A 22,199-nucleotide genomic window follows, 5' to 3' on the forward strand; every position below is an offset into this window, starting at 1 on the left:
AGAGGCACCTCACATGCAAGCGCACACCCTGAACGCGCAGGCGTCGTTGGTGACGCCCAGCCGCAAGCGTTTTTTCATCATGGTCCTGCTGTTCATCACCGTGGTGATCAATTACCTGGACCGCAGTAACCTCTCGATTGCCGCCCCTGCAATGACCAGTGAGCTGGGCATTGATCCGATTCATGTCGGGTTGATTTTCTCGGCGTTCGGCTGGACCTACGCCGCCATGCAGATTCCCGGTGGCTGGTTGGTCGACCGCGTGCCGCCGCGCATTCTCTACAGCGTGGCGCTGCTGCTGTGGTCGGTGGCCACGGTGATGCTCGGTTTCGTCTCCAGTTTCATCGCGCTGTTCGTCCTGCGCATGGCGGTCGGTGCCCTGGAAGCGCCGGCTTATCCGATCAACAGCCGCGTCGTTACCACATGGTTTCCCGAGCGTGAGCGCGCCACGGCGATTGGTTTCTATACCTCCGGACAGTTCGTCGGGCTGGCATTCCTGACGCCGGTCCTGGCGTGGCTGCAGCATGCCTTCGGCTGGCACATGGTGTTCGTCGCGACGGGGGCCGTCGGTATCCTCTGGGCGGTGATCTGGTACGCGGTGTATCGCGAGCCGCGGGATTTCAAAGGCGCCAATGCCGCTGAAATCGAGCTGATCCGCGAAGGCGGCGGGCTGGTGGATATCCAGGCCGAGACGGCGAAGGTCAAGGCGAAATTCAGCTGGACTGACCTGGGCATCGTCCTGACCCAGCGCAAGCTTTGGGGCATTTACCTGGGACAGTTCTGCCTCAACTCCACGCTGTGGTTTTTCCTGACGTGGTTCCCGACCTACCTGGTGAAATATCGCGGCATGGACTTCATCAAGTCTGGCCTGCTGGCGTCGTTGCCGTTCCTCGCGGCGTTTGTCGGCGTGCTGTGCTCCGGGTTCTTCTCCGACTGGCTGATCCGCCGCGGCGCCAGCGTGGGGTTTGCGCGCAAGCTACCGATCATTGGCGGGCTGCTGATTTCCACCTCAATCATCGGTGCCAACTTCGTCGAGTCGACGCCGCTGGTGATCGCGGTCCTGGCCCTGGCGTTCTTCGGCAATGGCCTGGCGTCGATCACTTGGTCGCTGGTTTCCACCTTGGCGCCGGCGCGGTTGCTCGGCTTGACCGGTGGGGTGTTCAACTTCATCGGCAACCTGGCGGCCATCGCGACGCCGATTGTCATTGGCTTCCTGGCGAGCGGCGATTCGTTTGCCCCGGCCATTACCTATATCGCTGTCCTGGCATTGGCTGGCGCGCTTTCCTACATCCTGCTGGTGGGGAAAGTCGAGCGCATCGAGTTGTAGTCCTACGAGGCGGGCGACCATAATGCCGCCCGTTTCCCCGCTCACTGAGAAAGGCCGGATATGCAGCAAGACGATTCAAAAATCACCAAGGATGCCGCGCCTACAGGCACGCAGACATTGCTGCGTGGCCTGGGCGTGGTCCAGGCGGTCGCCAGCGGCGCCCGTGACTTGAAGGAAATCGCCCGGCTGATCGGCACCACTCGCAGCACCACCCATCGCCTGGCCAGTTGCCTGGTGGACGAGCGTTACCTGCGTGTGGTGCCGCAAGTGGGTTACCTGCTGGGACCGAAGCTGATTGAACTGGGCTTTCAGGCCCGGGAGGAGTTGCCGCTGGTGAGCCTGGCGGGGCCGTACCTGGACGAGCTGTCGGCGCTCACTGGGGACACCGTTCACCTGGCGATTCGCGAGGGCGACGAAGTTCTGTACTTGCTGAAGAACCCAGGACGTAACGGTCCGGAAATGCGCTCGCGCGTAGGCCATCGCATGCCGTTGGCGCGTACCGGGATCGGTAAGGCGCTGATGCTCGATGACCCTCAGGAACAATGGAAGCGGCTGTATGAAATCAGCCTGCCGGCGGGTGGGAAGAATCAGTTCTGGCCCCAGCATCAGGAGCAATCCTGGGAACAGTTCCAGCAACGTATGGTGGAATACGTGGCGGGGGGCTATGCCTTCGACCTGGAGGACAACGAACCGTCGATTCGCTGTGTAGCGGCGCCGATTCGTGACGCCGGCAAGCGCATCGTCGCCGGTATCAGCATCGCCAGCACCGTGCCGTACATGCCGCTGGAAAAGATGGCCGAGCTGATTCCCCTGGTCAAAGGGGTCACAGCCCGGCTGTCGGCGGAACTGGGCGCCAAGGTTTGACGAACGTCAGGCCTTGAGGGCCGCCATGTCGATGACAAAGCGGTACTTCACATCCCCGGCGATCATGCGGCTGTAGGCCTCGTTGATCTGGCGGATGTCGAGCATTTCAATGTCGCAACTGATGTTGTGCTCGGCGCAGAAATCCAGCATTTCCTGGGTTTCTGCGATGCCGCCGATCAGCGAGCCGGCCAGCACTCGGCGACCCATGATCAGTTTTGCCGCGTGTACCGGCGGGTCGACCGGCTCGACCAGGCCTACGATGATGTGCACTCCGTCGAAATGCAGCGTGTCGAGGTAGGGGTTGAGGTCGTGCTGCACCGGAATGGTGTCCAGCAGGAAGTTGAAACGTCCAGCGGCAGCGGCCATCTGTTCAGCGTCGGTGGACACGATCACATGGTCCGCGCCTTGGCGACGGGCTTCTTCGGCTTTGCTCGCCGAGCGGGTGAACAACGTCACTTCCGCACCCATGGCCTTGGCGAACTTGATGCCCATGTGACCCAGGCCGCCCATGCCCAGCACGCCGACCTTGTCGCCAGCCTTGACGCCGTAGTGTTTGAGGGGCGAATAAGTAGTGATGCCGGCGCACAGAAGCGGTGCGGCGCTGGCTGGATCGAGTGTTTGCGGGATGCGCAGCACAAAGTGCTCGCTGACCACGATGCTGTCGGAATAGCCGCCCATGGTGTGGCCGCCGCTGACGCGGTCCGGGCTGGCGTAGGTCTGGGTCATGCCTTCGAAACAGTATTGCTCCAAGTCGGCCCGGCACGCTTCGCACTCGCGGCAGGAGTCGACCATGCAGCCTACACCGACCAAGTCACCGACTTTGTGATGGGTGACATTCGCACCGACGGCGGTAACTTTTCCGATGATTTCATGGCCGGGCATCAGCGGGTAAACGGCAATGCCCCATTCATTGCGGGCCTGGTGGATGTCGGAGTGACAGACCCCGCAGTAGAGAATATCGATCGCCACATCGTCGGCTCGCGGGCTGCGACGCTCGAACGTCATGGGGGCGAGGGGCGTGGTGGCCGATTGGGCGGCATATCCGATAGCTGTGTACATGATGGACCTCGCTAAGCAGTGAACGGTGAGGGAATCCATTCTGGGAGGCATGGCGACCGGCGGCGATGGCGATTCCTCCGCCTGTCATGCCTAATCCTCCGGTCTTGGCCAGGATTTGATCCTCTGTGGCGCCAGACCTGCGATGATGTTTTCATGCCATTTTCCGTGAAGTTTTCGCCTATGCTGTTGACCCGCCATCTTGATGCCAACGCCACGCTGGTTTCCCTGATAGAACCCTTGGCGACCCGTGACGGTTTTGTCCCTACACCATTGCCCGGCGTGCATGCGCTGCGCGCCAGCCAGGACGTCGCCCGTGGCCCACAGCTTTATGAGCCGAGCCTGGTGATCATTGCCCAGGGCAGCAAACTGGCGTACCTGGGGCCTCGCACGATGGAATATGGCGCCGGGCATTATCTGATCCAGGCCTTGCCGGTGCCGTTCGAATGCGAGACCTACGCCATGCCCAATGCTCCGCTGCTTGGGGTTTCCGTTGCGATCGATCGGGCGATGTTGGGGGAATTGGTGCTGGCCATGGGCCTGATGCCGGGTCGGAGCCTGCCGCCGCAGACGCCTGAATCGATGACCTGCGCAGTGCTCGATGACGCCATGCGTGGGTGTGTCGAACGCTTGTTGCGCTGCCTGCACGATCCGCTGGAATGCCAGGTCATGGGCCAGGCACGGTTGCGGGAGTTGTTGTTCGTCGTGTTGCGCGGCCCCCAGGCCGATGTGCTGCGGGCGCTGGTGGAGCAGCAAGGCCAGTTCGCCCGGATTGCCGCGGCCCTGAGCCATTTGCATGCACACTTCACCGAGCCGCTGAACGTCGAGACCTTGGCCAGTTGCGCGAACATGAGCGCGTCGACCTTCCATGAGCACTTCAAGCGCAGCACCTTGCTGTCGCCGGTGCAGTACCTCAAGCGGTTGCGCCTGCTCAAGGCCCAGCGACTGCTGCTCATCGAAGGCATGGGCGTGGCCCAGGTGGCGCATCAGGTGGGGTATCAGAGCCCGTCGCAATTCAGTCGCGAGTACAAGCGCTACTTCGAACGCAACCCCGGCGAAGAGCGCGCCGCCTGAGGTCTTTGATGTTCCCTTGAGGGTGTTTCTTAAATTGGCGGCAACAAAAAGGCCCCCATTGCGGGAGCCTCGATGTTCAGCGTGTCGGCTTACATGTTCGGGTAAGTCGGACCGCCGGCGCCTTCCGGCGATACCCAGGTGATGTTCTGTGCTGGGTCCTTGATGTCGCAGGTCTTGCAGTGAACGCAGTTCTGGGCGTTGATCTGGAAGCGTTTTTCACCATCTTCCTTAGTGATGACTTCGTACACGCCAGCCGGGCAGTAGCGCTGGGCCGGCTCGTCGTACAGCGGCAGGTTCTTGCTGATCGGGATGCTCGGGTCGGTCAGCTTCAGATGGCAGGGCTGTTCTTCTTCATGGTTGGTACCGGAGATGAACACGGAGCTGAGTTTGTCGAAGCTGATCTTGCCGTCCGGTTTCGGGTAGTCGATCTTCTTGCAGTCGGCCGCCAGTTTCAGGCAAGCATAGTCCGGCTTGGTGTCGCGCAGGGTGAACGGAATCTTGCCGCCGAAGATGTTCTGGTCGAGCCAGTTGAAGCCACCGCCGATGATCGCACCGTACTTGTGGATCGCGGCGCCAAAGTTGCGGCTGGCAAACAGCTCTTCGTACAGCCAGCTGCTCTTGAAGCCGTCGACGTAGGCGGTCAGTTCATCACCGCCTTCGGATTCGGCGAACAACCGATCGGCCACTGCCTCGGCGGCGAGCATGCCTGATTTCATCGCGGTGTGGCTGCCCTTGATCTTGGCGAAGTTCAGGGTGCCGAGGTCGCAACCGATCAGCGCACCGCCCTTGAAGACCATTTTCGGCAGCGAGTTCAGGCCGCCCTTGCAGATAGCCCGGGCGCCATAGCTGACACGCTTGCCGCCTTCGAGGTACTGCTTGAGCACCGGATGATGCTTGAGGCGTTGGAATTCGTCGAACGGCGACAGGAAGGTGTTGCTGTAGGACAGGTCGATAATCAGGCCGACCACCACTTGGTTGTTTTCCAAGTGATAAAGGAAGGAGCCGCCGGTATTCTCGGTGCCCATGATGTCCAGCGGCCAGCCAGCGGTGTGCACCACCAGGCCTGGCTGATGCTTGGCCGGATCGATTTCCCAGATTTCCTTCAGGCCGATGCCGTAGTGCTGGGCGTCGGCGTCGCTGTCCAGGTTGAAGCGCTTGATCAGTTGCTTGCCGATGTGACCACGGCAGCCTTCGGCGAACAGCGTGTATTTGCCACGCAATTCCATGCCGGGGGTGTAGAGGCCTTCCTTCGGGTGGCCTTCGCGGTCGACACCCAGGTCGCCGGTGATGATCCCGCGCACCACGCCGTTTTCGTCGAACAGCGCTTCCTGGGCGGCGAAGCCCGGGTAGATTTCCACGCCCAGGTTCTCGGCTTGCTGGGCCAGCCAGCGGCACAGGTTGCCCAGGGAAATAATATAATTGCCCTCGTTGTGCATGGTCTTGGGCACAAAGAAGTCAGGGATTTTGCTCGCGGTCTCGGCGTTCTTCAGGACATAAATGTCATCGCGGTTGACGGGCGTATTCAACGGGGCGCCGAGTTCTTTCCAGTCCGGGAACAGTTCGTTCAGGGCGCGCGGTTCGAATACCGCGCCGGAGAGAATGTGCGCACCGACTTCGGAGCCTTTTTCGACCACGCAGACGCTGATTTCCTTACCGGCTTCGGCGGCCTTCTGTTTCAGTCGGCAAGCGGCAGACAGGCCAGCGGGGCCGGCACCGACGATGACCACGTCGAATTCCATGTATTCGCGTTCCACAGGCTATCTCCTACTCAAGGCTCTACAGTTTTTTCTAATTGGAGGTTTGGCGATGCATCCGTTGTTTCTCTCGCCAGGCGACGAAAACGGCAATGGATGACCCGCGCTTCTCTCTTAAGCGGCGCATTATATCTACACCACTCTCTGGGTCCAATACAAACGTTTGTTTGAAATTGCCGCAGCCCAGATAAATCACTGACGTACGGCTTATGACTGACCATTTTGCCGTATTGACCGGAATAGGCGTTCCGGTCAAGATACGGGCGGTTTTGCGCTCGCCGTAGGCTGACTGTTGGTTTCAAGAGCACCTCTAAAGACAGGGCGAAGGCAGCACAAAGTGACGGGTTGCGTGGTTTAAACGCGCAGTTTACACGCCGCGATAATGAATGACTCATCGGTCATCACTGACGAATGGTCTTCACTCCCGTGAGCAAAGGTCATGTGTGGTTCATGCCGGCGTTTTTAGAGGTGCCCTTGCGCCCATGATCATCAACCGCCAGGTTCGCCCGGGCGGCTTTCTTTTCACCGGAGAGTAACGAGGAATCCATGAAGGTTCTTGTAGCTGTCAAACGAGTGGTCGACTATAACGTCAAGGTTCGCGTCAAGGCGGACAACTCCGGCGTCGACCTCGCCAACGTCAAGATGTCGATGAACCCATTCTGCGAAATCGCCGTAGAAGAAGCCGTACGCCTGAAAGAGAAAGGCGTGGCGACTGAGATCGTCGTCGTTTCCATCGGCCCGACCACCGCCCAGGAGCAACTGCGCACCGCGCTGGCACTGGGTGCCGATCGCGCCATCCTCGTCGAATCCGCCGAAGACCTGACTTCCCTGGCCGTGGCCAAGTTGCTCAAGGCCGTTGTCGACAAGGAACAGCCGCAGCTGGTGATTCTCGGCAAGCAGGCTATCGACAGCGACAACAACCAGACTGGCCAGATGCTCGCGGCATTGAGCGGCTACGGTCAGGGCACCTTCGCTTCGAAAGTCGAAGTGTCTGGCGACAGCGTTGCCGTGACTCGTGAAATCGACGGCGGCGCGCAGACCGTTGCGCTGAAACTGCCGGCCATCGTCACCACCGACCTGCGTTTGAACGAGCCGCGCTATGCGTCTCTGCCAAACATCATGAAAGCCAAGAAGAAGCCGCTTGAAGTGCTGACGCCTGACGCTTTGGGCGTTTCCACCGCTTCCACCAACAAGACCGTCAAAGTCGAAGCGCCGGCTGCACGCAGCGCGGGCATCAAGGTCAAGTCGGTGGCTGAACTGGTCGAGAAACTGAAAAACGAAGCGAAGGTAATCTGACTATGACTATCTTGGTAATCGCCGAACACGATAACAAGGCGCTGGCTCCGGCCACGCTGAACACCGTTGCTGCCGCTGCCAAAATCGGTGGTGACGTGCACGTTCTGGTGGCCGGGCAGGGAGTAAGTGCCGTTGCCGAAGCCGCTGCGCAAATCGCTGGCGTGGCAAAAGTGCTGTCGGCCGATAACGCCGCCTACGCGCACCAACTGCCGGAAAACGTTGCGCCGCTGGTTGCTGAGCTGGGCAAGGGCTACAGCCACATCCTGGCTGCCGCTACCTCCAACGGCAAAAATATCCTGCCGCGCGTTGCCGCTGCACTGGACGTCGACCAGATCTCCGAGATCATCTCGGTAGAAAGCGCCGACACCTTCAAGCGTCCGATCTACGCCGGCAACGCCATTGCCACCGTGCAATCGAACGCTGCGGTCAAGGTCATCACCGTTCGCGCCACCGGTTTCGACCCGGTTGCCGCCGAAGGTGGTTCGGCTGCCGTTGAAGCGGTAGGCGCTGCCCACGACGCCGGCATCTCCAGCTTCGTCGGCGAAGAACTGGCCAAGTCCGATCGTCCGGAACTGACCGCTGCCAAGATCGTCGTTTCCGGCGGCCGTGGCATGCAGAACGGTGACAACTTCAAGCACCTGTACGCCCTGGCCGACAAGCTGGGCGCCGCCGTCGGTGCTTCCCGCGCGGCGGTAGACGCCGGTTTCGTGCCCAACGACATGCAGGTCGGCCAGACCGGCAAGATCGTTGCGCCACAGCTGTACATCGCCGTCGGTATCTCCGGCGCGATCCAGCACCTGGCCGGCATGAAGGACTCCAAGGTGATCGTTGCGATCAACAAGGACGAAGAAGCACCGATCTTCCAAGTGGCCGACTACGGCCTGGTAGCGGACTTGTTCGAAGCCATCCCTGAGCTGGAGAAGCTGGTCTAATCCAGCGTCTTCACTTATAAAGAGCCCGGCCCTTTGGCCGGGCTTTTTATTTTCTGCATTGTTTTTTTCGCTGCAAGGGGAGCAAGTCGCCATGGATCTGCGTCGTTTGACCAGTTGGTCGTTGCTGTGGACATTGGCGGTCATGCCGGGCCTGTCTGTCGCAGCCGGCAAATGTGAACGACTGATCGCCACCGGCAGTCCGGACGCGCCACCTTACCTCTGGCAAGACCCCCAGGACCCCAAGCACCTGATTGGCGCCGGTGCCGATCTGCTGGCGCACGTCGCGACGGAGCTGGGGATCAAGATCGAGCTGCTGTATGCCGGCAAGCGTGCCCAGGCGCTGGACGAAGTGCGCAGCGGGCGCATGGACCTGCTCACCGACGCTCCGCTGACCGCCGCCGGGCTTGAAGCGTTGGATTACGTTCATCCGCCGCTGTTGGAAAATGATTACCTGGTCTGGACTCGCAACGACTCGACGCTGGTCATCAACCAGCCCGAGGACCTTCATGGGCATCCCGGCGCGCTGTCGGAAAAGGCTCGAATGACCCAGGGATTTGGCGTTTTCGCCGAGCAGCAATTGTCGCTGATCCGTACGCCGAACCTGACCCAGGCCTTTCAGAAATTGCTCCTGGGCGAGGTGGAATATGTCTTGGCGGGGCGCTATTCGGGCTTGGCGATGGCGCAGACATTGGGCTTGGCCAACGATCTGCAGGCTGCGCCGCAACCGGTGGATAAACCGGGACTGTTCCTGGCGGTTTCCCATAACTCCGCCTGCAACGACCCATGGTTACGCGGACAGCTGGCGCAAAAGATGACAGAATTGGCCGCGTCCGGCCTGACGGAGGCTGTATTGCAACGCAATCTGGAGCGTTGGAAGACACAGTTGAAGCCTCCCGTCAGTGCCCCAAAACAGTAGGGAATATTAGTGACTATTCGACCTCTTTTCGCTGCCCTGGCCGTTCTGGCTCTGGCGGGCTGTGCAGCCGATCCTGCGCCGAATGAACAGATCCGCCTGACTGAACAGGCCATCGAGCAAGCACGTGCGGTAGGTGCCACCACCGAAGAAGTGCCCGAGTTGAAACTGGCCGAAGAGAAGTTCGCTCGTGCCAAATCGAACATGGCCGACGAATCCTACAAGAAGGCGCGTATGCGGGCCGAGCAGGCCGAGCTGGACGCGCGCCTGGCCGAAGCGAAGGTGCTGACGCTCAAGAGCCAGGAGCAACTGAACGTGCTCGATACGCGTATCAAGCGCTTGCGCAAACAGTTGAGGGAGGATGCCCAATGAATCACTCCCATGTATTCGGCGGCCTGCTGATTGCAGGTCTCGCGAGTTTGTATGGCTGCGCCGGCCAGCGCAGCGAGGCAGTGCTGGAGCAGGCCAGCGGCGATTTCCAGAAGGTCAAGGAAGACGCCAACGTGCTGCGTGCCGCGCCCCGGGACGTGATCCGCGCCGGCGAATCCCTGGCCCGTGCCGATCGCTTGTCCAGCTACTGGGGCAGCGGTGAGGATGTTCAGCATTACGCCTATCTGAGCCAACGCTACAGTGCGATTGCCCGGGAGCACAGCAATCAAGTGCTCAACGAAGAGCGCGCGACGAAGCTCGAGCTTGAGCGCCAGCGTCTGCAATTGGCCTTGCGCGAGTCCAAGTTGCTGAGTGTCCAGCAGCAGGGCAAATGGCTGGAAGAGCAGATCATGGCGATGGCAACAACCCAGACTGATCGCGGCCTGGTGATGACGCTCGGCGACGTATTGTTCGATACCGGCGAAGCTGAGCTGAAAAACTCGGCCAATCGCGTGGTGCTCAAGATCGTGCAGTTCCTCCAACTCAACCCCAAGCGCGTAGTGCGTATCGAGGGCTACACCGACAGCACCGGTGGCAAACAGGAGAACCTCAAGCTGTCCCGTGACCGCGCGCAAGCGGTGGCGGACGTGCTGGTGGACCTGGGAATCGACGAGAAGCGCATTCAGGTCGAAGGCTACGGCGATCAATACCCGGTGGACGTCAACGCGTCCGAACGTGGCCGGGCACAGAACCGTCGGGTTGAAATTGTGTTCTCCGACGAAAAAGGCCAGCTCGGCGCCGCCCGCTGAGGGCTGCGTCTCTGGAGAACCCGGCCCCTTTACAGGCGCCGGGTTTTTTTGGGCTCGCCGATTGTCCGGCAAGGGGTACAGTTAGAGCTGTCACTCCACTGTACTGTCGAGTAATCTGGCAACTGTCCCAGTACACTTCTAAACTGTTACGGTATCGTTTCCGACAAGAATAAAATGCCCGTGAAATCGAGTGCTGCGTCATGACCAACCTCCTGCTTTACCAACGTATTGCTCAACAGCTGGCTGAAGACATCCGGCGCGGTGTGTACCAGCCTGGTGAACGCGTGCCCTCGGTGCGCAAGATGAGTTCGCAGCTCAACGTCAGCCATGCCACCGTGCTGCAGGCCTACGCCAACCTTGAAGACCAGGGTTTGATTCGCGCGCGGCCGCAATCGGGCTATTACGTGCACCAGACGCCAGCCCTGACCGCGCCGACGCCGGACATTGCCCGAGTGGAGCGCCCGGGGCTGGTGACGCGCAGCAGCATCATCCAGCAGGTACTGGTCGAGTCGCGCCGCGAAGGCGTCTTTCCGTTGGGCGCAGCGGTACCGAGCGTCGACTACTTGCCTGTCCGGGCGTTGCATCAGCAATTGGCCAAGGTCACGCGTTTCCACAGTCCACGGGCGTTCAGCTACATGTTCAGCCCCGGCTTCGAACCGTTGCGCCGCCAGGTGGCAATTCGCATGCGGGACGCTGGTGTCGTGGTGGATCCTTCCGAAGTCGTGATCACCCATGGCTGTGTCGATGCGCTGCAGATGTCGTTACGCGTGCTGACTCGCCCCGGCGATCTGATTGCCGCCGAATCGCCGACCTATTACGGTTTGCTGCAACTGGCGGATCTGCTGGGGCTCAAGGTGATCGAGATCCCGAGTGATCCTGTCACTGGCATGAGCCTTGAAGCCTTGCAACTGGCGGCCAACCAATGGTCGATCAAGGCGCTGGTCCTGACCACGCGCCTGAGCAACCCTCTCGGCGGCACCATGCCCGAGGAGCGGCAAAAGCAGCTGCTGCGTCTGGCGTCGGACTTCGACATCCAGATCGTCGAGGACGATATCTATGGCGAGCTCATGTTCGAGCAGGGCCGCACCAAGGCGCTCAAGGCCTACGACCGATTGGACCGGGTGATCTACTGTTCGAGTTTTTCCAAGACACTGTCACCGGGCGTGCGTATTGGTTGGATGATCGCCGGCAAGTTCCAGCAGGAAATCCAGCGGCTCCAGACGTTCAGTACCCACTCGGCGTGCAGCGTCACCCAGATGGGAATCGCGGCCTATCTGGAAAACGGCGGCTACGACCGGCACCTGCGCTATATCCGCCAGGAGTACCGCAAAAACCTCAGCGCCTTCCAGCTGGCGGTGCAGCAATACTTCCCGGAAGGCACACAAATGAGCCGTCCCACGGGAGGTTTCATCTTGTGGGTCAGCCTGCCGGGGCGGGTCAACACCCAGGAATTGCATGTGCGGGCGTTGCAACAGGGCATCAGCATCGCCCCTGGGTTGATATTCAGTAATACCGAGCAGTTCAACCACTGCATCCGCCTGAACTGCGGCACACCGTGGAACCGCGAAGCAGAGCGGGCCTTGATGACGCTGGGGCTGCTGGCCACTCAATTGTGCCAAGAGACAGCCAGCGGGTTCCTATAGGAATCAATGGCTTGGTTTGATGTGCTTGTCAGCGCCTCATAATCGGGCGAGCATGGAGACTCTGCCGCGGATGTCGTTGTGTCTATGAAAGCTATTGGTCCTGCTGCCTGGGTTTTGATCGGCTTGTTGAGCGCCTTCCATGTCGCAGGCGTTGCCGTGGCGGCTCCAGCGCAGGAAAAAACCACCGCTAGCGCCAAGAAGGACACGCCAAAGAAAGCCGCAGTGGTCGTGAAAAAGTCCCCTGCTAAAAAATCCGCCACGACGAAGAAAAAACGCGCGCCCATCGCCTCCAAGAGCAAATCCGCCCGTGAGGTCGCCAAGACGCCTTTGCCATCGGCCAAGCTTGACCTGAGCCTGCCGCACGATATGGTCGACGAGCTGCAACCACCGGGCAAGGTACCGTTACCCAAGCGTGAGCCGTTATTGCCGTCCATGTTCGGCAATAAACCCGGACCGTTCCAGCTCAACGGCCGCCTGCTGAGCAACGAGATGCAGCTGCCGCTGCGCAACCAGGAGCGCAACGAAGTGGAAGGCGCCGCGCTGGAGTTCGAATTCAAGCAATAAGCGCAGCAAAACAGTGCTGTTCGTCGCTGACCGTCCGGTCACCGCGCGATGTACGAAAAAACACGCGGCTGGCAATTTGAAACGAGTGTTTTAGCCGTTACTCTGTCTCTGTTACCAATCATTACCTGTCGTGAGGATATCGTCGTCATGGAATGCCGTGAGGGCTGTGGCGCCTGTTGCATTGCCCCTTCCATCAGTTCGCCCATCCCGGGCATGCCCCAGGGCAAACCAGCGGGAGAACGTTGTGTGCAACTGTCGGCCGACAATTTGTGCCAGATCTTTGGCCAACCGGAACGTCCGGCGGTGTGCTCGGCGTTCGAGGCCGATATCGAGGTCTGTGGTCATAGCAGCGACGAAGCCATTCGGCTGATCGGTTGGTGGGAGCAAGTCACGGCGGCGTGATGGTCAATGATCGAACTTGGACAATAAGGAAAAACAACTATGGGTTCGCTGCATCGTATGGCTGTGTTGTGTGGTTTGACCGTCTTGTTGGCAGCGGCGACCGCCCAGGCAGAAGACTGGCAGGTCGCCAAGGACAAGGAAGGTATCCAGGTTTCCCTCAGCGAAGTGGCCGGCTCGAAGTACAAGGCCTACCGTGGCGTGACCGTCATGAAAACCACCATGGCCAAGCTGCGGGCCCTGCAGGAAGACGTGTCCGGCGCGTGCGCCTGGATTCATGAATGCAAGAGCCAGAAGCTGCTCAAGCACGAAGGCAACAAAAGCTGGACCTATACGCAATTCAACACGCCGTGGCCGGTCACGTCCCGTGATTCAGTGCTGGAAGTCACCACCGTCGAAGGCGCTGATGGCAGCCTGACGCGCAACCTCAAGGGCGTACCCACTTACGCGCCTGAAGAAAAAGGTTTCGTGCGCGTGACCCAGGTCGACGGGTTCTGGAAATTCACGCCCAAGGGCGCGGACCAGATCGAAGTGATTTATCAGGTCCATACCGAGCCCGGTGGCGACGTACCGTCCTGGCTCGCTAACAAGTTTGTCGTGGATGCGCCGTTCAATACGTTGAAAGCGATGAAAGAACGCGCCGAAAAGTAACGGTAATGCCCCTGTGAAAAACCGCCCGCGAGGCGGTTTTTTTGTATATGCCGGCTATGAACTCAGCGGAACGATTGTTTCGCCGCCAATGTCGAGATAGACGTATGCCCGGCCATTCCATCGATCAAGGAGACACTGATGCAAAAGTGGGAAATCACCTTCGTTGACGATCACGGCGAAACGATCGCCGAGCAGTTTGATTACGCCCAGGAGCCCACGATGGAACAAGCTGCACAACTGATTCGTGAAAAGCTGGTGCCTCTCTCGAAAGAGCTTGATCTCAACGACTTGGAAGGTCGCACCGACGACCCCACAGTCAAGAGCCTGAAGACCCAAAACAGCATTGAAATCAGCAGCATTAAACCGGTTTCATGAAATTCATTGTCTGGTCCCGCTTGGCAGCCGCACTGACTTGAAGCTACTCTGCAATCGAGATCAGCGAAAGGATCGCCAAGGTCCGGTCTTGTCAGCTACATGCTTGTGTCCCGACGGTCAGTTGATGCCGTATCGCTTGCAACAGCAGGTTGCACGCACGGGAAGACGGAAAGTCTATCCATCGGTTTTAGGAGGACGTTTCATGAGCACAGCCTATCAAGAAGACATCAGCACCAGCGTGTTGCGCCGCATGAAAGAAGGCGGTTTCGATTTCTCCCAGTTTCATCCCATCGAGTTCTACGCCATTTTTCCCGACGAGGAACGGGCACGGCGCGCGGCAGGTCATTTTCGGGGGGAGTCGTTGAATGCACAGATCAGTGCACGGGACGATGGGGCTTGGTCGCTGGAGCTGAGCCGGGTGATGTACGCCACTTATGATGATATCGGGGACTTCGAGATGAACTTCGAAGCCGTGGTCGAACCGTTGGGTGGCATCATCGAAGGGTGGGGCGTCAAGCAGGAGATTCGGCGCCTGCAAGCCTGATACTTTCCAACAGATCCACAGCAACGGCTGGCCATCGTGTCGGCCGTTTTCATGTGTCTGGCAGCTCGATCCGTTCGGCAACATTCTTTGATCACCGTGCAGCAGCTATAACTCCTGGCAAGCGAGCCCTTGCGGTGAGGAGCAAGCTCACCACAAAGGCCAACTTACTGCTTCAACGGCTGCTTACGCCCCGCCATGTGCTTCAAGTACCCCACCAGCAAATCCAACTCCGAGTCCGGCAGCACCGCCGCCGCGAACCCGGGCATCTTCCCCTGAGGCCAACGACGCAGGCTTTGCGGATCCCGTATGTAGCGCTTGAGGAAATCTCCCGAGAAATATTCGGTGGGGTTGAAAGGGATGTTCAGGTCCGGGCCGAACTGCGCGTCTCCCGCGCCGTTGAGGCGATGGCAAGCCAGGCAGTTTTTTTGGAACAACTCGAAACCTTTATTGACCGGATCATCCTTGGCCAGGGTGGGCGAGGGCAGTAGCGCCGGGAAACGGTCGGCCACTGCCGACAGGCGCTTGATGGTCGCCACTGAGTAGGGCCATTGCTCGGGGCTGATATGGCCCGCTTGGGGATCGGTCCAGACCAGGTAGAAAGGGCCGGCGCTGTGCTTGCCTTGCCCCAGCGGCGGCCAAGGTTTGGCCGGGTCTTCAATCGCCAACCACGCTCGTGCGCCGTTCGTGTTGAGCAGCGGCGCCGCGGGCATTTCGGCGGCAAAGCCGTCCAGCGCCACGGCTTGCAAATGATCGTCCGGCCGGATGCCGGTCAGCAGTGCGGTCAACGGCACGGCGCGATAGCTCATGGGTTTCTTGTAGGAAACGTCTTCAGTGATTTGGACGGTTTGAACTTCCGGATGCTTGAGCAGCTCTTCGGTTTGCCAGGTGCGCGCATTCGTACCCAGCTCCAGCACCAACTGCGCGGCATAGGAAGGCGTGCTGAGCAGCAGCGCCCCAATCAATGTGAGAGCTTTCAATACGTCGCCGTCCATGTCGAGGGGGAAGTGCAAAGGTTGGCACAGCCACCGTTGTCGGAACAACGATCCGTCTCGTATTTATCGGCGATGCAACTTTACTGAGGGTGCGGACACCACGCGCCTGGATCAGCCGATCACCTTGGTGATATTCGGCAGAATCAACAGCAGCGTCGTGGCAAAGAGAATGAGTCCGGCTTGACGAACTTTCGAATGTTTGAACATGGCTGACCCGCCTTTTTGTTATTTCCTGAGGCCAGCCTGCGTAACTCCATCACGGCTGGCATTGCACTTCCTGTTGAACAAGCGCCTCGGCAAAACCCGACGACTTACTTGTACAAGGTTTACCTTAGGGGCCACGGCTGCTATGGCTTAGATCCAATTCATATCAATTCCAGCTTCTTCGCTATTAAAAAGGCATGAGGCTTATTGCCAGCTTCTTGCCGGGCCTTTTGCTAGACAGCTTGCTCACCTGAAACGGTTAACCCGATAGCTCGCTACCGTTCGTCTGAGCGTGGCTGTCAATGCCATTGAGCACTGTGGTCATTGCATCCAGCGCCGCTGGGCTTAAGGTTGGAGGGGTTTTTGTTCCATGCCGATAGCGGTTCGAGGATGTCATGACCCAAGCTTTTATTTTCGATGCATTACGCACGCCTCGCGGCAAAGGTAAACCCGACGGCGCGCTGTACACCGTCAAGCCGGTAAACCTGGTTGCTGGCCTGCTTACTGCGTTACGGCAGCGCATGAGCCTGGACACCCGCCATGTGGATGACGTTGTGCTTGGTTGCGTGACGCCAGTGGGCGACCAAGGCGCCGACATTGCCAAGACCGCTGTCCTGGTGGCCGACTGGGACGTGAGCGTGCCCGGCGTGCAACTCAACCGCTTTTGCGCCTCGGGATTGGAGGCCGTGAACCTGGCCGCGATGAAAGTGCGCTCCGGTTTCGAAGATCTGGTAGTGGCGGGCGGCGTCGAGTCGATGTCGCGGGTGCCGATGGGCAGTGACGGAGGCGCGTGGGCGCTGGACCCGCAATCCAACCTGCACGGCCATTTCGTGCCCCAAGGCATTGGTGCCGACCTGATCGCCACTCTGGAGGGTTTCAATCGCGAGGACGTCGACGCGTTCGCCATGCAGTCCCAGCAAAAAGCCGCGCGGGCCCGTGACGACGGTTCGTTTCACAAATCCGTGGTGGCGGTGCGGGACCAGAACGGCATCGTGTTGCTGGACCACGACGAATTCATCCGCGCCGACTCAACGCTTGAAGGCCTGGGCAAGCTCAGGCCGAGTTTCGAAGCGATGGGGCAGGCGGGCTTCGATGCTTCGGCGTTGCGGGTCTACAGTCATGTCGAACGGATCAATCATGTGCACACCCCGGGCAACAGTTCGGGCATCGTCGATGGCGCGGCGCTGATGCTGATCGGTTCCCAGGCGAAGGGATGCGAGCTGGGTCTGGAGCCTCGGGCACGAATCGTCGCCACTGCCGTCACCAGCTCAGAGCCGACCATCATGCTCACCGGTCCGGCCCCAGCCACCCGCAAGGCCTTGGCGAAAGCTGGGCTGCGGGTGGAAGACATCGACCTGTTCGAAGTCAACGAAGCCTTCGCCTCGGTGGTGCTCAAATTCATCAAGGACATGGCCATCGACCCGGCCAAGGTCAACGTCAATGGCGGCTCCATTGCCATGGGCCACCCTTTGGGCGCCACGGGATGCGCAATCCTCGGCACGCTGCTCGACGAACTGGAGGTGCGTCGCCAGCGCTATGGCCTGGCGACTTTGTGTGTCGGCGGTGGCATGGGCATCGCCACCATCATCGAACGCCTCTGAGCCCCGACCGCAAGGAACACTTTTCATGATCGACGCCATTCGTTACGAAACCGGCGAGGACCGGATCGTCGTCCTCACCCTGGACATGCCAGGCCAGAGCGCCAATACCATGAACGCGATGTACCGCGAGGCGATGGCCATTTGCGTAGCTCGCTTGATCGCTGAAAAAGATTCGATTGCCGGTGTGATCGTCACCTCCGCCAAGAAAACCTTTTTTGCTGGCGGCGACCTGAACGAGCTGGTCAAGGTCGGCAAGCACGAAGCCCAGGCGTTCTACGAAACGGTCTTGGGACTCAAGGCGCAACTGCGTGCCTTGGAAACCTTCGGCAAGCCCGTGGTCGCTGCCATCAATGGCGCAGCCTTGGGCGGCGGTTGGGAAATCTGCCTGGCTTGTCATCACCGCGTCGCGTTGGATCATCCGTCGGTGCAGATCGGCTTGCCGGAAGTCACCCTCGGCCTGCTGCCGGGTGGTGGCGGTGTGGTGCGAATGGTGCGCCTGTTGGGCCTGGAAAAGGCCTTGCCGTATTTGCTTGAAGGCAAGCGTGTGGGCCCGCAACAGGCGCAGCAGGTCGGTTTGATCGATGAGTTGGCGGCGGACCGCGACGAACTGCTGGCCAAATCCCGGGCCTGGATTCTCGCCAACCCGAGTGCGGCTCAACCATGGGACGGCAAAGGCTATCGTATGCCAGGCGGGACGCCGGCCGACCCGGCAGTCGCTCAAATGTTGGCGATCGCGCCTTCGATCTTGCGCAGCAAGACCCAGGGCTGCTTGCCGGCTCCGGAGAAAATCCTCTGCGCCGCCGTCGAAGGTGCACAGGTGGGGTTTGACGCGGCGCATCTGATCGAGACCCGCTATTTCACCGAGTTGGTCACCGGCCAAGTGGCCAAGAACCTGATCGGCACTTTCTGGTTTCAACTCAACGAGATCAAGGCCGGCGGTTCCCGCCCACAGGGTTTCACGCCTTTTCGGACAAACAAAATCGGCGTGCTCGGTGCCGGGATGATGGGGGCCGGCATCGCCCATGTCAGCGCGATGGCTGGCATTGACGTGGTGCTCAAGGACATCGACCTGGCCGCAGCGCAAAAGGGCAAGGCCCGCTCGGCGGCGTTGCTGGACAAAAAAGTCGCCCGTGGCCAGCTTACCGATGGACAGCGTGATGCCACACTGGCGCGCATCCATCCCACCGACAGCGATGCCGACCTGGCGGGTTGTGACCTGATCATCGAAGCCGTATTTGAAGACCGTTCTTTGAAAACCAGCGTGTCGGCGGCTGCCCAAGCGGTGGCAGGGCCTGACGCGGTGATCGCTTCCAACACTTCGACGTTGCCCATCAGCGGCTTGGCGATGGCGGTGCCGGACCCGAGCAAGTTCATCGGGTTGCACTTCTTCAGCCCAGTGGAAAAAATGCCGTTGGTTGAAATCATCAAGGGCGCGCGGACCAGCGATGAAACCCTCGCCCGGGGCTTCGATTTCGTCCTGCAAATCGACAAGACCCCGATCGTGGTCAATGACAGCCGCGGCTTCTTCACATCGCGGGTTTTCGGCACCTTCATCAATGAAGGCATCGCGATGCTTGGCGAAGGTGTGAGTGCGTCGATGATCGAAACCGAGGCGCGCAAGGCCGGGATGCCGGTCGGCCCCCTGGCTGTTTCAGATGAAGTTTCCCTCAGCCTGATGAGCCATATCCGCACGCAAACGGCCAAGGACCTGCAAGCAGAAGGGAAGGCGCCGACTGAGCACCCAGCGTTCGCCGTGATTGACTGGCTGCTCGAGACAGACAAGCGAGCGGGCAAAGCCGCCGGCGCCGGTTTTTACGAATACCCGGCCCAGGGACAGAAATACCTCTGGCCGGGGCTCAAGAACCGCTTCGAGAAGCCCGATCGGCAGATCCCGCCTCAGGACATCCGTGAGCGCCTGCTGTTCATCCAGGCCTTGGAGACCGTGCGCTGCGTCGAGGAGGGCGTCGTCACCTCGACGGCGGACGCTAACGTCGGCTCGGTCTTCGGCATCGGCTTTGCGGCCTGGACGGGCGGAGCGTTGCAGTTCATCAACCAATACGGTGTGCAGGCGTTCGTGGCCCGTGCCCAATACCTGGCCGATCAATACGGTGAACGTTTCTCACCGCCCGCCCTGTTGCTGGAAAAAGCCGCGAGCCAGGCGCGGTTCTGACGGGGAGGGGGCTTGCCTTGGGGCAGTGTTTCAAGGCAGGCTCTGGGTGTGCAATATTCCCATCATCGTGTCAGGTATTTTTTATGTCGCTACGCATCTGCATTTTGGAAACCGATATCCTGCGTCCGGAACTGGTCGACCAATATCAGGGTTACGGGCAGATGTTTCAGCGCCTGTTTTCGCAGCAGCCCATTGCGGCTGATTTCACCGTGTACAACGTGGTGCAAGGGCAATATCCCAGTGACGACGAGCAGTTCGACGCCTATCTGGTCACAGGCAGCAAGGCCGACTCCTTCGGCACCGATCCCTGGATCCAGACCCTCAAGACCTACTTGCTGGACCGCTACCAGCGTGGCGACAAGTTGTTGGGCGTCTGCTTTGGCCATCAGTTGCTGGCGCTGCTGCTGGGTGGCAAGACTGAGCGGGCGAGCCAAGGCTGGGGCGTGGGCACCCATCGTTATAAGCTCGCGGCCAAGGCGCCGTGGATGAGCCCGGTAATGAAAGAATTGACCTTGCTGATCAGCCATCAGGATCAAGTTACCCAACTGCCAGAAAACGCCACGGTCATCGCTTCAAGCGATTTCTGCCCCTTCGCGGCCTATCACATCAACGATCAAGTCCTGTGCTTCCAAGGCCATCCGGAATTTATCCACGATTATTCCCGGGCCTTGCTGGAGATCCGCCAACAGCACCTCGGCGAGCAGATCTACAGCCAGGGCGTGGCGAGTCTTGAGCATGAGCATCACGGCACGACCGTGGCGGAGTGGATGATGCGTTTTGTGGCTCAGAAGCAGCTTTAAGCTGCTCCTCTCCTACAACCATCCCGACCGCTTGAAACTCACCCACAACGCGGTACACCCCACCCCGATAAACCCCAGCACCAGGAAATAGCCGTAGTGCCAGGTCAACTCCGGCATATTCTCGAAGTTCATCCCATAGATCCCGGCGACAGCTGTCGGGAACGCCAGGATCGCCGCCCATGCTGCGAACTTGCGTTGCACCACGCTCTGGCGTGACGCTTCGAGCAGCACCCCAATCTCGATGGTCTGGCTGGCAATGTCCGCCAGGGTCGCCAAGTCTTCCATCTGCCGGGTGACGTGAATCTGCACATCACGGAAATACGGGCTCATATTCTTGTCGATGAACGGAAAGTCCAGCCGCTGCAGTTCCTCGCTGATTTCCACCATCGGCGCCGCGTAGCGACGCAGGCGCAGCACGTCGCGGCGCAAACTGTGCAGGTTCTGGATGTCTCGCTCGTTGAGAGCGCTGCACAGCACGTTGCGCTCCAGCTCATCGATCTCGGCGTGAATGGCTTCGCCCACCGGCTGGTAGTTTTCAATGACGAAATCGAGGATGGCGTAGAGGACGAAATCTTCCCCGTGCTCCAGCAGAATAGGACGTGCCTCACAGCGTTGCCGGACGTGGGCGTAGGACGCGGAGTGACCGTTGCGGGCGGTGATGATGTAACCCTTGCCAGCGAAGATATGGGTTTCGATGAACTGCAGCTTGCCGTCCTGGCGTACCGGCGAATACGTGACGATAAACAGCGCATCGCCAAATGTCTCCAGCTTCGGACGGCTGTGTTTCTCCATGGCATCTTCAATCGCCAACTCATGCAGGTTGAATTGGCGTTGCAGGTTGGTCAGTTCCAGCGTGCTCGGCTCTTCGAGTCCGATCCACACGAAATGTCCTGGTTTTGCAGCCCAGGCGCTGCCTTCGTCGAGGGTAATGTTGGTGACTTTCTTACCGGCGCTGTAAACCGCAGCAGCAACGACTCTACCCATGATGATGGTTCACTTCTTCTTGGAAATTGGCAGTGGCAGGCACGTGCAGCTTAGCGCGCCATGGTGCTTGAGAGTCAGCAAAATCCGCTGAGTTCGCCGCTAATGGAAAACCCGCCATGGAGGCGGGTTTTTGGCTCATGCGGCTTGCAGCTGCCGATCCATCGTCTCGATGCACTCGCGCATCTGTTCCCGGCATTGGGCGACGAGGCGGGGCATGTCATCCATGCTCAGGCCTGCCGTGGGAATCGCCGGCAGCGAGCGTATGAGAATGTCACCACTGCGCCAGCGATTGAGGCGCATGTGCTTGATGTAGCTGCTGACACACACCGGGACAATCGGCACCCCGGCGGCGATCGCCATTTGAAACGCGCCTTTCTTGAATGGCAGCAGCTCTTCGCCCAAGTTGCGCGTGCCTTCCGGGAACACCCAGATAGACGTGTTCTCGTGCTGGAGCGTATGCGTGGTGGCCAGCATCGACTGGCGCGCCTTGATCGCATTGCCGCGGTCAATCAACACGTTGCCCGCCAACCAGAACAACTGCCCAAACAGCGGCACCCACTTCAGGCTCTTCTTGCCAATGCACACGGTACGACGCGGCACCACGTTGCCGAACACGAACAGATCATAATTGGACTGATGATTGGCGATGATCACGCAACCCTGGGATTTGTTCACCAGCGTATCGACCTCGGCCTTCACCCGCAGGCGCAGGATCCACATCGCGGGCAGTGCATACAGCCTGGCGCATAAACGGCTGTTGTCGGGGTTGAACGGCCGGCACAGCCCCAGCATCACACCCAGCACGCCCGCCAAGACAAAATGCAAGCCCATCAAACACATACGCAGTACAAACAACATCAACAGGCCCCATTGGGACAAAA

General features: G+C 59.8%; 22 protein-coding genes. 17 read left to right on the forward strand and 5 right to left on the reverse strand.

Annotation, left to right across the window (positions count from 1 at the left end; all coding sequences use genetic code 11):
* The first annotated feature begins 13 nt into the window (after window positions 1-13).
* Both HU742_RS07360 and HU742_RS07365 read left to right on the forward strand, forming a co-directional pair.
* Window positions 14-1,324, forward strand: coding sequence for an MFS transporter (locus HU742_RS07360; RefSeq protein WP_186645061.1), 1,311 nt, complete (start codon window positions 14-16; stop codon window positions 1,322-1,324).
* 60 nt (window positions 1,325-1,384) lie between these two features.
* The gene (locus HU742_RS07365; protein ID WP_186640769.1) at window positions 1,385-2,188 is read left to right on the forward strand and encodes an IclR family transcriptional regulator; all 804 of its coding nucleotides are present in this window, start codon (window positions 1,385-1,387) and stop codon (window positions 2,186-2,188) included.
* Between the two features lie 6 nt (window positions 2,189-2,194).
* On the opposite strand, the gene HU742_RS07370 is transcribed toward HU742_RS07365, so the two are convergent.
* On the reverse strand, window positions 2,195-3,247 hold the full coding sequence (locus HU742_RS07370; RefSeq protein ID WP_186645059.1) for an NAD(P)-dependent alcohol dehydrogenase: 1,053 nt from the start codon (window positions 3,245-3,247) through the stop codon (window positions 2,195-2,197).
* Window positions 3,248-3,427: 180 nt separating this feature from the next.
* Between HU742_RS07370 and HU742_RS07375 the strand changes: the two genes are divergently transcribed.
* Entirely contained in the window at window positions 3,428-4,318 is an 891-nt protein-coding gene (locus HU742_RS07375) for an AraC family transcriptional regulator (RefSeq protein ID WP_186640852.1), read from the forward strand.
* Between the two features lie 89 nt (window positions 4,319-4,407).
* Here the strand turns inward: HU742_RS07375 and HU742_RS07380 are convergent, their stop codons facing one another.
* Window positions 4,408-6,072, reverse strand: a complete 1,665-nt coding sequence (locus HU742_RS07380) for an electron transfer flavoprotein-ubiquinone oxidoreductase (protein ID WP_186645057.1) — start codon at window positions 6,070-6,072, stop codon at window positions 4,408-4,410.
* Between the two features lie 546 nt (window positions 6,073-6,618).
* Here HU742_RS07380 and HU742_RS07385 point away from each other — a divergent pair.
* From HU742_RS07385 to HU742_RS07435, 11 genes are all read left to right on the forward strand, one after another.
* A complete protein-coding gene (locus tag HU742_RS07385) occupies window positions 6,619-7,368 on the forward strand; it encodes an electron transfer flavoprotein subunit beta/FixA family protein (protein WP_186645055.1) in 750 nt (249 codons plus the stop codon).
* Window positions 7,369-7,370: 2 nt separating this feature from the next.
* On the forward strand, window positions 7,371-8,300 hold the full coding sequence (locus HU742_RS07390; RefSeq protein ID WP_186645053.1) for an electron transfer flavoprotein subunit alpha/FixB family protein: 930 nt from the start codon (window positions 7,371-7,373) through the stop codon (window positions 8,298-8,300).
* A 91-nt stretch (window positions 8,301-8,391) separates the two neighbouring features.
* Complete coding sequence (locus HU742_RS07395; RefSeq protein ID WP_186640761.1) at window positions 8,392-9,216, forward strand: substrate-binding periplasmic protein; 825 nt, start codon at window positions 8,392-8,394, stop codon at window positions 9,214-9,216.
* Between the two features lie 9 nt (window positions 9,217-9,225).
* Entirely contained in the window at window positions 9,226-9,585 is a 360-nt protein-coding gene (locus tag HU742_RS07400) for a DUF4398 domain-containing protein (protein WP_186611488.1), read from the forward strand.
* Entirely contained in the window at window positions 9,582-10,391 is an 810-nt protein-coding gene (locus HU742_RS07405; protein ID WP_186645051.1) for an OmpA family protein, read from the forward strand. Before HU742_RS07400 ends, HU742_RS07405 begins: the two co-directional genes overlap by 4 nt.
* Before the next feature lie 200 nt (window positions 10,392-10,591).
* Entirely contained in the window at window positions 10,592-12,034 is a 1,443-nt protein-coding gene (locus HU742_RS07410; protein WP_025214826.1) for an aminotransferase-like domain-containing protein, read from the forward strand.
* Between the two features lie 84 nt (window positions 12,035-12,118).
* Window positions 12,119-12,598: a translation initiation factor 2 gene (locus HU742_RS07415; protein ID WP_186640851.1), complete on the forward strand. Its 480-nt coding sequence runs from the start codon at window positions 12,119-12,121 to the stop codon at window positions 12,596-12,598.
* Between the two features lie 147 nt (window positions 12,599-12,745).
* Complete coding sequence (locus tag HU742_RS07420; RefSeq protein WP_186611485.1) at window positions 12,746-13,000, forward strand: YkgJ family cysteine cluster protein; 255 nt, start codon at window positions 12,746-12,748, stop codon at window positions 12,998-13,000.
* Between the two features lie 39 nt (window positions 13,001-13,039).
* On the forward strand, window positions 13,040-13,648 hold the full coding sequence (locus HU742_RS07425; RefSeq protein WP_186645049.1) for an START domain-containing protein: 609 nt from the start codon (window positions 13,040-13,042) through the stop codon (window positions 13,646-13,648).
* A gap of 138 nt (window positions 13,649-13,786) precedes the next feature.
* Window positions 13,787-14,023, forward strand: a complete 237-nt coding sequence (locus tag HU742_RS07430; RefSeq protein WP_186640753.1) for a hypothetical protein — start codon at window positions 13,787-13,789, stop codon at window positions 14,021-14,023.
* A 202-nt stretch (window positions 14,024-14,225) separates the two neighbouring features.
* Window positions 14,226-14,567 carry a ribonuclease E inhibitor RraB gene (locus HU742_RS07435; RefSeq protein WP_186611482.1) on the forward strand — a complete coding sequence of 114 codons (342 nt, stop codon included), beginning with the start codon at window positions 14,226-14,228 and terminating at the stop codon, window positions 14,565-14,567.
* A 164-nt stretch (window positions 14,568-14,731) separates the two neighbouring features.
* On the opposite strand, the gene HU742_RS07440 is transcribed toward HU742_RS07435, so the two are convergent.
* Window positions 14,732-15,559 carry a c-type cytochrome gene (locus HU742_RS07440; protein ID WP_186645089.1) on the reverse strand — a complete coding sequence of 276 codons (828 nt, stop codon included), beginning with the start codon at window positions 15,557-15,559 and terminating at the stop codon, window positions 14,732-14,734.
* Window positions 15,560-16,158: 599 nt separating this feature from the next.
* Here HU742_RS07440 and HU742_RS07445 point away from each other — a divergent pair.
* From HU742_RS07445 to HU742_RS07455, 3 genes are all read left to right on the forward strand, one after another.
* Entirely contained in the window at window positions 16,159-17,364 is a 1,206-nt protein-coding gene (locus HU742_RS07445) for an acetyl-CoA C-acetyltransferase (protein WP_186645047.1), read from the forward strand.
* A gap of 25 nt (window positions 17,365-17,389) precedes the next feature.
* Window positions 17,390-19,534 carry a 3-hydroxyacyl-CoA dehydrogenase NAD-binding domain-containing protein gene (locus HU742_RS07450; protein WP_186645045.1) on the forward strand — a complete coding sequence of 715 codons (2,145 nt, stop codon included), beginning with the start codon at window positions 17,390-17,392 and terminating at the stop codon, window positions 19,532-19,534.
* An 83-nt stretch (window positions 19,535-19,617) separates the two neighbouring features.
* Complete coding sequence (locus tag HU742_RS07455) at window positions 19,618-20,334, forward strand: amidotransferase (protein ID WP_186645043.1); 717 nt, start codon at window positions 19,618-19,620, stop codon at window positions 20,332-20,334.
* A gap of 12 nt (window positions 20,335-20,346) precedes the next feature.
* Here HU742_RS07455 and HU742_RS07460 read toward each other — a convergent pair whose 3' ends face one another.
* On the reverse strand, window positions 20,347-21,318 hold the full coding sequence (locus tag HU742_RS07460; RefSeq protein WP_186640748.1) for a magnesium and cobalt transport protein CorA: 972 nt from the start codon (window positions 21,316-21,318) through the stop codon (window positions 20,347-20,349).
* 135 nt (window positions 21,319-21,453) lie between these two features.
* Window positions 21,454-22,176, reverse strand: coding sequence for a lysophospholipid acyltransferase family protein (locus HU742_RS07465; RefSeq protein ID WP_186645041.1), 723 nt, complete (start codon window positions 22,174-22,176; stop codon window positions 21,454-21,456).
* Window positions 22,177-22,199: the final 23 nt, after the last annotated feature.

Source organism: Pseudomonas marvdashtae, from assembly GCF_014268655.2.
GTDB lineage: Bacteria > Pseudomonadota > Gammaproteobacteria > Pseudomonadales > Pseudomonadaceae > Aquipseudomonas > Aquipseudomonas marvdashtae.